The sequence below is a fragment of the Pedobacter sp. ISL-64 genome, from assembly GCF_018613605.1.
In the GTDB taxonomy this organism is placed as follows: domain Bacteria; phylum Bacteroidota; class Bacteroidia; order Sphingobacteriales; family Sphingobacteriaceae; genus Pedobacter.
In genome coordinates this window covers 93,745-104,646 of sequence record NZ_JAGGPU010000022.1, presented here as the reverse complement: position 1 = coordinate 104,646, position 10,902 = coordinate 93,745, and the positions used below count along the sequence as shown (strand labels likewise).

Here is a 10,902-nt window from a genome sequence, read left to right as displayed (position 1 = left end):
GTTCCAGAGGAACGCCTCATGGGTAGAAAAAAATGAAACATTTTTTTCGTTCCGTAGGAACGTTTGGTGTTATGAAATTTACTATGGCCACCCTGCAACCCCTAATAGCCATTACTAGCCGTGCCACCTAAACCCGATGGCAGCGGGCATGAAATAAAGCGGACAGCGGGACGAGCAACGATTTGAAATACTGACCTTGCTTTTCAAATCACCACTTATCATATTGCGCGGTTAGTGGTAGGCGCTTAGCGTTTAGTAAATTAAATGCTTAACCAACGGCCCAACGCAAAATCTACTTTGCATCAACTTGTGTTGCGATAGACTTTTCTTTAAATTGGATATAAAAACTAATTTATATAAGTTTGCTAAAATTTATTAAACAAGAATGGAAAGAAGAACCTTTAAAACCTTTGGTTTACTTGCAACAGCAACTTTGATAACTGCTTTCTCTGCATGCCAGAACAAAGACACTAAAACTACTGAAACTAAAAAAACAGAGGGTACTACTGCAGCGGTTTCTCAAACTGAGAAAATTGTGTATGTAAACTCCGACTCGTTACTTACAAAATATGAATACTTCAAAGACCTAAAAGTGAAATTTGAAGGTAAGACCAAAAATGCTCAGGCAGACATGCAAGCTAAAGGTCAGGCTTTTCAAAGAGAAGTTGCACAATACCAGCAATCGGCACAAACTTTATCTGCCGATCAACGTAAAAGCACCGAAGAGCGTTTAGCACGTAAACAACAAGAGCTACAAACTTACCAACAAAATGCTGGCGGTGCTTTACAGAATGAGCAAGCTGCTGAGAATGAAAAACTTTATGATAAAGTGGCTGATTACTTAAAAGGTTACGCTAAAGAAAAAGGTTATAAAATGGTTTTAACTTACTCAAAAGGTAACAGCGCTATTTTATTTGCCGACGAAAGTTTAGATGTTACTTCAGAAGTAATTAAAGGCTTAAACGCAGAATACAGCAAAAAATAAGCGAATAGCCATTAAAATATAAATGCCTCGTATAAAATCGGGGCATTTTTTTTGTGCTGTTTTTTATAGAAGATCAAATTAATATGGACAATCAACATCAGGAATATATGCGGATGGCAATCGAGTTATCCGTACAAAATGTAAGCGAAAGCATTGGTGGGCCTTTTGGAGCTGTAGTGGTAAAAGATGGGAGGTTGATTGCCAAATCGGCAAATAAGGTAACCTCTACCAACGATCCAACAGCGCATGCGGAGGTTTCGGCAATCAGGCTGGCCTGTACCGAATTAAACACTTTCGATTTAAGTGGCTGTGTAATTTATACCAGTTGTGAACCTTGCCCCATGTGTTTAGGCGCCATTTATTGGGCAAGAATTGATACGATTTATTATGCAAATACCAAGGCTGACGCCGAACACATTGGTTTTAGTGATAAATTTATCTACGAAGAGCTAGACAAGCCGATGGAAAACAGAAGCCTGCCGGTTATCCAGCTGATGCGCGATGAAGCCCTGGCAGCTTTTAAGCTATGGGAAACCTCACCAATGAGGATAGAATACTAAAACAGAAAAGGTGCCGATAATCAGCACCTTTTCTGTTTGGAAATCATTGTTTATTTGCTCGATTCTTTTCCTGCCAGCAAGCCGATCATCGAGTCTATTTCTTTCACCACACCATCATCAGAGCCAGAAAAACCTACAGCTTTAAACCTGATATTACCATCCCCATCAATCACAAATTTGGTTGGGATTCCATCAACTTTATAGGCGCTTACCACATCAAATCTGGAAGGGTCTTTTACGTTTTTGGTATCGTACAGCACATTAAAATTGTATTTTTTTGCAGTAATAAAATCAGTTACCAATTTTTCTCTATTCTCTTCTGTTTGCCAGGTATTTACAAACAGGAATACCACATTTGGATTACTGGCGTATTTGTTTAAGGCCTTTTGCATGCCTGGGAAAGAAGACACACAAGGTCCGCACCAGGTTGCCCAATAATCTAAAATTACGATCTTTCCTTTCAAACTGGCTAGACTTACGGTTTCGCCTTTAAGATTGGTTAATGAAAACGCAGGGGCTGGAATATTAATCATTTTCTTTATCCATTCTGCACGCTCCTTTTCCAATGCTGCTTTTTCTAAATTGGCCAGGTAAGTTTCATAAGTTCCATCTTTCTTTAGTTTAGTATAAAGCATTTTAAATTCGTTCTTTAACGAATCATTGCCTTTACCCTCTTTAATTAATTTTTCGGCCTCACTATAAGCTTTATCATCTTGGCCATCCTTAATTAAATAAGTTACATAACGGGACGATACATCGGGCGGAACTGTTGCATATAAAGGAATGGCCTTCTCTTGCATAGCTAAAGCCTCTTTAAATTTTCCCTGATGATATAGTAACAGTCCATAAGTATCAGCATACATACCATAAGCGCCGTCTAAATATTTGAGGTATTCTTCTTTAGTGTTGTAATATTTTGGCATCTCATCATTTCTTGATGCTTCTATCAGTTCGAGCGATTGTTTTGAAAGCTGAGCAGCAAGCCCGATATTCTCTTTTTTCTCAGCAGACGGCCAGGCAAAACTATTGTTATACAAACTTGCCCTGGTCATTTTATCGGTGACCTTCTTGGCGTAATCCTGAAATTTCTCCAGATCTTTAGCTTTTATAGCGCTGTTAGCCAACATACTATAAATTGAGTTCAATCTACCTGCATCTACTGTTTTACCTGGATCAAGTTTAAAGGCAGCAATCATTTCTTCGGCCTTTTGTATTTGTGTGGCAAAATCTTTTGTACCATAAAGTGAATTCATACCATCATTCCAGGCGTAATTTCCTGTAGGGTATTTTTTAATTATGATGGCTTTAACAGAATCTGCCTGAGTTTTTTTCTTTAATAGCGAGTAAAGGCTTAAAGCTGTACCTAAATCTTCTTCTTTTGGTTCTTTTAGTTTCGTTAATGCAGAAATATTCTCGTTGATTAGTTTTGTTCCTTTGTCTTTATCTGCTTTGTACTCGAGCGACAGATATTGATTTAGATTTTTCTTTTTCAGCTCGGGTTTTAAAGCAAAAGCTTGTTTATACAGTGAAACGGCCTTTTCAGGATCGATAGTAAGACCCAAATAGTAATTTCCTGCCAATCCGTACAAAAAAGCTTCGTTAAGATAAGCTTCAGCTGGCACTTTCCCTGCTTTAGTGAATTCTAAAACATAACCAGCAGGCGCTTCATCTTTTTTATCACCTACCGAAAAAGCAAGTCCAACTATGGTAACGCTATCCGGAGTAGAAATTTCTCCCGTATAAACCGTTCCGTCTTTAGTGAGTTCAATTTTAGTGCTTTTGGGGTTCGATTTTGAAAAAAAAGTATAACTGGTACATTTTACATCAGCCAAATTTTCGAGATTGGTCCCCTTGGGGTTGTAAGTAAATTTAACTGTATTTCCTGCTGCAGGCGTATTAGCAGAAAATTTCACGCCTTGTGCATTTGCTACTCCAGCAGCAAATACGAGTAAGCATAATAATTTTAAGGTTTTCATAATGAAAGGATTAAGTTTTTATCAGGCAACTAAATATATAGTTTATTCTTTATTCTTCAAAGTTATTTTATATTAAATTTTAAGGAATAATTATTGTAGTAATTAAGCATGACCTACGAACAAAAAATAACGGGTGAATTAGATTTCTGGAGGTTTAAAACCTTGCAGAAACCTTCTCTTTTTAATAAGGTAACCGATAAAGTTCAGAAAAAAATTAATAGTTATATCCCTGATAAGGTTCATAACGCGATCACATCCGCCATTAAACAAATGGTTAAGGCTGTGCTTTTTGGTTCAACATTTACCACGTCGAAGCCAATTACCGATTTAACCTTGATGCACCGCGAGGCATTAATTAAGCAAAAGATAGAAAACTATAAAAAAACAGGTGCTGCAGAAGGCGGAATTACAGGTGCAGGAGGTTTTTTAATGAGCCTGGCAGATTTCCCCCTATTGCTGGGCATAAAGATGAAGATGCTTTTTGATATTGCCGCAGTTTACGGATACGATGTTAAAGATTACCGCGAACGTTTATATATTTTACACATCTTCCAGCTGGCCTTTTCAAGCAAAGAAGAAAGCCAGAATGTATTTATGAAAATGCAGGATTGGGATGATAAAGCCCACCAATTACCTACCAATATTGATGAATTTGACTGGCTTACCTTCCAACAGCAATACCGCGATTATATTGATTTAGCCAAACTTGCGCAGATGCTTCCATTTGTAGGGGCAGCAGTCGGTGCAGTCGCCAATTATAAATTGATCGAAAAACTGGGCAAAACAGCAATGATGAGCTACCGGATGCGGTATTTTAGTCTTCAGTCCATAGTCCTAAGTCATGAGTCTATTGACGACTTAAGGCTCAAAAATGGGGGTTAATTATTTAATCCGAGCCTCGATTAGACTAAGGACTTTTGACTCAAGACTGGGGGCCAACTAATCCTCCTCGTCAAACATTCCTCCTATCAAATCGTCAGTTTCACGTCTGTCTTTTTTAGTCGGACGGCCAGTACCTCTATCGCGTTTTAAATTTGGTGCATGAAACATCGATTTAAAAGCATGTGTTTCTTCAACGGGCGTTAAATCTTTATATTTTGTTAAGGCTGTTGGCGAATCTGTTCTGTTGTACGACAGTTCTAGCACTTCGATAATTTTCTTTTCAATCCCTTTCGATACTTGATAAACCTCACCAACTTTCACAATAGCAGAAGGTTTAATATTCTGCCCTTTGAGTTTCACTCTTCCTGCTTTACAGGCATCGGTGGCCAGGCTCCGTGTTTTAAACAACCTGATCGCCCACAAATATTTATCTATCCTAAGTTTTTCTGTCTCTGTCATAAAATTCAAAAATACATAATTAGGTTAATTCCTATGTTGATTAATTGTAGAAACTGGTCAATCGGTTAGCTGCAGAATACGCCTAACCACAATTAACCTAATTCATAAGAATTTAACAATTAAGCACCCCGCAGACTCGGTTAACCAATTCAAAAGATTAACCAGTTAACCTATCTACAAAACAATTTAAACAATTAACCATTTAATAAGCAAAAATTGATTTATTTTGCGTAAAATTTAAAAACATCATGTATTCAGATTTAAAGAAATTAATTGAAGCCGCTTGGGAGGATAGAACCCTTTTAAAATACAGTAACTATTGCGAAGCCATTGAAGCCGTTATTATGGGCCTTGATAAGGGTGAAATTCGTGTTGCTGAACCAGTTTTAAACTCTTGGGGCATTAATGAATGGGTAAAGAAAGCAGTAATTTTATATTTCCCGATTCGCGAGATGAAAGAAATTAAAAGTGGTCCTTTCGTTTACCACGATAAAATGGATTTAAAAACCGATTATAAAACAACTGGTGTACGTGTTGTGCCTATGGCAAGTGCGCGTTATGGTGCGTTTTTAGCAAAAGGTGTAATCATGATGCCATCGTACGTAAACATTGGCGCTTACGTTGATGAAGGTACTATGGTTGATACCTGGGCTACTGTTGGTTCTTGTGCACAAATTGGTAAACGCGTTCACTTAAGTGGTGGTGTGGGTATTGGTGGTGTTTTAGAGCCTGTACAAGCTGCTCCGGTTATTATCGAAGATGATGCATTTCTAGGCTCTAGGGCAATTGTGGTAGAAGGTGTTAAAGTAGAAAGAGAAGCTGTTTTAGGTGCTAATGTGGTATTAACTGCATCAACTAAAATTATTGATGTTACCGGCCCAACACCAGTAGAATATAAAGGAATTGTTCCTGCACGTTCGGTGGTAATACCAGGAAGCTATACTAAAAAATTCCCTGCGGGCGAATTCCAGGTACCTTGTGCTTTAATTATTGGTAAACGTAAAGAAAGTACAGATAAGAAAACTTCGCTTAACGATGCGTTGAGAGAAAATAACGTAGCCGTATAAATGGTTTAAGGTATAGGGCTTAAGGTGTAAGGTAACACCCAAAGCCTTACACCTTTTACCTTAAACCTTACACCTCTAATGAAGATTGGATACGATGGCAAGCGTGCTGCCAATAACTTAACAGGATTAGGTAATTACAGCCGGTCTTTAATTGAGCATTTGGCACATCAGTTTCCTCAGCACCAGTATTTGGTGTACGCTCCAAAAGTAAAATCGGCCAAACAGATTGATGCTTTTCTCGCAAATGAAAACATCGAACTGAAGCTTCCAAAAAACGGGCCTTTTTTATGGCGAAGTTTAAATATCCTTAAAGATTTAAATCAAGATGGTTGCCAGATTTATCATGGGCTCAGTCATGAAATTCCATTAGCCATACAACATACCCGGATTAAATCGATTGTTACCATTCATGATTTAATTTTTCTTCGCTTCCCTCAGTATTATAAATTTATAGACCGGAAATTATACGAGTGGAAAAGCAAATCTGCATGTAAACGGGCCAATAAAATTATCGCCATCAGCGAAAAAACAAAAGAAGACATTATTGATTTATATGGGATCAGTTCTGAAAAAATTGAGGTAATTTACCAAAGCTGTGATGACAGTTTTAAAACACCTTTTGCTAAAGAAACCTTAAGCCGCATTAAGGCAACTTATAAACTGCCTGAAAAATACATCCTAAACGTTGGCACCATTGAAGAGCGTAAAAACCTTAAATTGGCTGTTCAGGCTTTAAAAGAGGTTAATGAGGAGTATAAATTTGTGGTAATAGGTAAACAAACGGCTTATTTCAAAACCGTTGAGAAAGAAATAGAAAAACTCGGCCTTAAAAACAGAATTCTATTCTTAAAAAATATCCCTTTTGCCGATCTACCTGGTATTTATCAAATGGCAAATGTTTTTGTTTATCCTTCCTTTTATGAAGGTTTTGGGATTCCGATTATCGAGGCGCTATATTCGGGGGTCCCTGTTGTTGCAGCAACTGGGTCGTGCCTGGAAGAAGCTGGCGGACCAGATAGCTTATACATTTCACCTGATGATGCTAACGGACTTGCAAAAGCCATTAATCAAATTCTTGAAAGACCGCAGCTCCAAAAAGAGATGAAGGAAAAAGGGCTGGAATTTGTTCAAAAATTCAACAGCCCTGTAGTTACTCAGCAATTAATGGATTGCTATTTAGATATTTTAACGTAACGGCTACAAATTATTTAGCAGCAGTAACAGTTGGTGGATATTGCGCCAATATTTCTTTTACGCCGGTGTATAAACGTTCTTCTCTTTTGTTAAAGCTATCGAGGTTAAAACCGGATCCCTGTCCGTGCCAGAATAAGATCTTTTTAGCAGGATCTAAGAAATCTATAATGATTGTACCTTCAATATATTGGTTTACATAGGTTCCGCCGCCGCCCCAGAAAGGGTTTCCCCAGCCGCCACGCCAGCCCCATCCCCAGCCACCGTAGTAACCTGGACCATAAACATCTGTTTTTTCCCGGGCAACTACCACCAAATTCACCAATAAATCAGGTCGGTCTGATTTGGTAAATCCTTTGGCATTCATCTCAGATTCAACCGCGGCTATTAATCTGCGTTTATCCAGATTATTAAGCTTAACCCTTGCTATGCCTTTATCGTAAAAATTGTAAGTTTTGTAACCGCTTAAATCGACATTTTTATCATAATCTGATGCGGTGCGGAGTGTTGTACATCCTGCTAATGCCAATACCACTGTAAAAAGCATTAATAATTTTTGTGCTGTTCTCATTTTGTGCGCTGTTGTGTAAATAACCTGATTAAATATAACGATTTTGACAATCAAAAAGGAAAATCATTTATATTTTTTACAATCAGATTGTTATCTGTAAAACGATTTCTGTTTGATTATGTTTTGATGCTATCTATCTGTGATTAAATATTTTACAAAATCAATATAATTCCTTAATAGGTGCAACTGTTTGTTTGATATTACTTGATCCCGTTAGAGAATAAGTAACTACATCATTATTTTTTTCTACATCCTTTTTATTTGCTTTCCACTTTGAAATAAACGTGCCATGACTGATCATTTCATCATCGGTATAAGCATTTGGCATTTTTAGTTCTATAGGAAACTAGTCTACATATTCTGTTTCTTCTAAAGTATAGCGATATATATTTTCAGTATCACTCACTTCAGATATAATGCCTGGCAAACCGCCGAATTTCCATGGCCCAGCTTTAACTAAATTATCTTTTTTAAACCAGGCAATATATTTACGGCCTCCTAAACTCGGTTTCGGCCCTCATACAAGTTTCGCCATTAATTTTCCTTGTTTCGGAAGAGATTTTCCAATTAAAATTGTTCAACGTATCCACCACTAAATAAGTTGCCTTTGGCCAGATGTTTTCCGCATATATAAGACCAGAAATATCTGGCGATTTCAACACAAATGGCACTCTCTTCTCATTGTCTTTCACCATCAACTTAGCCCTCGTCCTCCTACGTAGGCCCTCATAGGTCGTATCATTCTTAAAACTAGTACTTGGCATAGCTATTTCTAACGACTGCCCATTTAAATAATATTGCTCCAATTTTATATCACTGGTTATTCCACTAATATTGATGTTGTTTGTATAATGAAATATGATTTTTTTTGGGCAATAACGAATGGAGATAAACCGATAAATATTGCGAGGGCGAATAACTTTTTCATATTATTTTAGCGTTTGCATAAAAATATAGACTCTTAAAGTCAAAAACCAAACATTAACATTATTTAACTTCCTCTTAATAAATTAACTTTGTAAAATGCTAAGAGACGAGATTAACAAAGCTTTTGAAGTATTAAAATCGGGCGGGGTGATCCTCTACCCTACCGATACCATTTGGGGAATAGGTTGCGATGCCACAAATCCTGAAGCAGTGGATAAAGTGCTTAAAATAAAAAACCGTCCTGCCGAAAAAAGCCTCATTGTGTTACTGGATGTAGACAGCAAACTGCAAAGTTATGTTGCTGAAATACCTGATGTGGCTTATGATTTAATTGAATATGCTGAAAATCCTTTAACCATTATTTTCTCTGGAGCAAAAAATCTAGCCCAAAATGTAATAAATGCAGATGGAAGCGCGGGAATCAGAGTTGTTAAACACGATTTTTGCACACCATTAATCCAACGCTTCAGGAAACCTATAGTTTCTACCTCTGCAAATTTAAGCGGGCAGCCTTCGCCAAAATTCTTTGACGATATAGCCCCCGAAATTATTGATGCTGTTGATTATGTGGTAGATTTTGAGCAGGAAAACCGAACCAACAGAAAGCCATCAACCATTATGAAACTTTCTCCCGGCGGACAATTTGAGTTTATTAGGAAGTAAGCCTCAATAGTTTTTATTAATTTCGCATCATTAAGTAATTCGTCACCCAATTTATTTTCAGCGACTTAATACTAATAAATGCTGATCTCGCACATTCGGGACAGCACGAAGCAATTTTTATGCAGCAACACCTACAAAACCCCATATTTAAAACCTTATCCACAATTGCCGATAAGAGCAATACCGAAGCATATGTAATCGGAGGCTTTGTTCGCGATTTATTTTTAAATCGCCCTTCAAAAGATATTGATGTTGTTGTTGTGGGCAGTGGAATAGAATATGCTGAAGCAGTGGGTAGAAAACTGAGCACCAAAGTTGCTGTTTTTAAAAATTTTGGTACAGCAAATATTAAATATCAAGATTTAGAAGTCGAATTTGTAGGCGCTAGAAAAGAATCTTACCGTTCTGATTCCCGTAAACCAATTGTTGAAGATGGTACTTTAGAAGATGACCAGCTGCGCAGAGATTTTACCATCAATGCTTTAGCGATCAATTTAAATGCCGATCATTTTGGTGAACTGTTAGATCCGTTTGACGGGATTAAAGATTTAGAAAACAAGCTCATCCGTACCCCACTCGATCCGGAAGTTACTTTTTCCGACGATCCTTTGCGCATGATGAGGGCAATCCGCTTTGCTTCGCAGCTTAATTTCAACATCGATCCGGCTGCCCTAAATGCCATTAAAACGCAAAAACAGCGTATTACCATTGTATCAAAAGAGCGGATAACAGATGAGATGAATAAAATCATCCTTTCAAAAAAACCTTCTATAGGCTTTAAACATCTTTTTGATACAGGCTTATTGCAGCTCATTTTCCCTCAAATGGCACAGCTTTATGGGGTAGAGATTATTAAAGGAAAAGGACATAAAGACAATTTTTACCATACACTTGAAGTATTAGATAACATTTGCGCAGACACTGATGATTTATGGTTGCGTTGGGCGGCTATCTTACATGATATTGCCAAACCAGCCACTAAACGTTTTGAAGAAGGCCACGGTTGGACATTCCACGGGCATGAAGATAGAGGAGCCAGAATGGTTCCGAAAATATTTGCACAGTTAAAACTACCTTTAAACGAAAAGATGAAGTATGTGCAAAAATTGGTACAGCTTCATTTACGCCCGATTGTTCTGGCACAGGAAACCGTTACAGATTCTGCGGTAAGGCGATTACTTTTTGATGCCGGCGAAGAAATTGAAAGTTTAATGCTGCTTTGCAACGCCGATGTAACGACTAAAAACGAATACAAAAAAACAAAATACCGAAACAACTTTGAGCTGGTTAAACAAAAGCTTAAGGATGTAGAAGAACGCGATAAAATTAGAAACTGGCAGCCCCCTATTTCAGGAAACGATATCATGGAAACTTTCGGACTTGATGCAGGAAAAGAGGTTGGTATAATCAAAAATGCCATCCGCGAAGCCATATTAGAGGGCGAGATCACAAACGACTATCACGAAGCATTTAATTTTATGCTAAATCAGGCAAAACAAATGGGATTAAATCCTGTTAATAAATAATTTAATTGCTAAAACACTACAATTAGGCTGTCTTTTATGCCACCTGATATTTGTGGTAATTATAAATTAACTTTATTTTTACTGTTCCAAAACAC

At 37.5% G+C, this 10,902-nt stretch carries 11 protein-coding genes and 1 pseudogene; 7 read left to right on the top strand and 5 right to left on the bottom strand.

Going from position 1 to position 10,902, the window contains the following annotated elements:
• Positions 1-385 precede the first annotated feature (385 nt).
• Together J7E57_RS23935 and J7E57_RS23930 are read left to right on the top strand one after the other, a co-directional pair.
• The gene (locus J7E57_RS23935; protein ID WP_029279685.1) at positions 386-985 is read left to right on the top strand and encodes an OmpH family outer membrane protein; all 600 of its coding nucleotides are present in this window, start codon (positions 386-388) and stop codon (positions 983-985) included.
• A gap of 83 nt (positions 986-1,068) precedes the next feature.
• Positions 1,069-1,545, top strand: a complete 477-nt coding sequence (locus tag J7E57_RS23930) for a nucleoside deaminase (RefSeq protein WP_215129351.1) — start codon at positions 1,069-1,071, stop codon at positions 1,543-1,545.
• A gap of 50 nt (positions 1,546-1,595) precedes the next feature.
• On the opposite strand, the gene J7E57_RS23925 is transcribed toward J7E57_RS23930, so the two are convergent.
• The gene (locus tag J7E57_RS23925) at positions 1,596-3,521 is read right to left on the bottom strand and encodes a redoxin domain-containing protein (protein WP_215129349.1); all 1,926 of its coding nucleotides are present in this window, start codon (positions 3,519-3,521) and stop codon (positions 1,596-1,598) included.
• 108 nt (positions 3,522-3,629) lie between these two features.
• On the opposite strand from J7E57_RS23925, the gene J7E57_RS23920 reads away from it, so the two are divergent.
• Positions 3,630-4,403: an EcsC family protein gene (locus J7E57_RS23920; RefSeq protein ID WP_215129347.1), complete on the top strand. Its 774-nt coding sequence runs from the start codon at positions 3,630-3,632 to the stop codon at positions 4,401-4,403.
• Between the two features lie 57 nt (positions 4,404-4,460).
• Here J7E57_RS23920 and J7E57_RS23915 read toward each other — a convergent pair whose 3' ends face one another.
• Positions 4,461-4,862, bottom strand: coding sequence for an RNA-binding S4 domain-containing protein (locus tag J7E57_RS23915; RefSeq protein ID WP_215129345.1), 402 nt, complete (start codon positions 4,860-4,862; stop codon positions 4,461-4,463).
• 248 nt (positions 4,863-5,110) lie between these two features.
• Between J7E57_RS23915 and J7E57_RS23910 the strand changes: the two genes are divergently transcribed.
• Both J7E57_RS23910 and J7E57_RS23905 read left to right on the top strand, forming a co-directional pair.
• On the top strand, positions 5,111-5,929 hold the full coding sequence (locus J7E57_RS23910; RefSeq protein WP_184469604.1) for a 2,3,4,5-tetrahydropyridine-2,6-dicarboxylate N-succinyltransferase: 819 nt from the start codon (positions 5,111-5,113) through the stop codon (positions 5,927-5,929).
• A gap of 78 nt (positions 5,930-6,007) precedes the next feature.
• Positions 6,008-7,123: a glycosyltransferase family 4 protein gene (locus tag J7E57_RS23905; protein WP_215129343.1), complete on the top strand. Its 1,116-nt coding sequence runs from the start codon at positions 6,008-6,010 to the stop codon at positions 7,121-7,123.
• Between the two features lie 10 nt (positions 7,124-7,133).
• Here J7E57_RS23905 and J7E57_RS23900 read toward each other — a convergent pair whose 3' ends face one another.
• The 3 genes and pseudogenes from J7E57_RS23900 to J7E57_RS27530 form a co-directional block, all read right to left on the bottom strand.
• Positions 7,134-7,691, bottom strand: coding sequence for a DUF4136 domain-containing protein (locus J7E57_RS23900; RefSeq protein WP_215129341.1), 558 nt, complete (start codon positions 7,689-7,691; stop codon positions 7,134-7,136).
• 160 nt (positions 7,692-7,851) lie between these two features.
• Complete coding sequence (locus tag J7E57_RS23895; RefSeq protein ID WP_215129339.1) at positions 7,852-8,019, bottom strand: hypothetical protein; 168 nt, start codon at positions 8,017-8,019, stop codon at positions 7,852-7,854.
• Between the two features lie 18 nt (positions 8,020-8,037).
• Positions 8,038-8,178 (bottom strand): annotated as a pseudogene (locus J7E57_RS27530) (hypothetical protein); the annotation flags it as partial.
• Between the two features lie 536 nt (positions 8,179-8,714).
• Between J7E57_RS27530 and J7E57_RS23885 the strand changes: the two are divergent.
• Together J7E57_RS23885 and J7E57_RS23880 are read left to right on the top strand one after the other, a co-directional pair.
• Entirely contained in the window at positions 8,715-9,281 is a 567-nt protein-coding gene (locus J7E57_RS23885) for an L-threonylcarbamoyladenylate synthase (protein WP_215129337.1), read from the top strand.
• Between the two features lie 119 nt (positions 9,282-9,400).
• A complete protein-coding gene (locus tag J7E57_RS23880; RefSeq protein WP_215129335.1) occupies positions 9,401-10,807 on the top strand; it encodes a CCA tRNA nucleotidyltransferase in 1,407 nt (468 codons plus the stop codon).
• Positions 10,808-10,902: the final 95 nt, after the last annotated feature.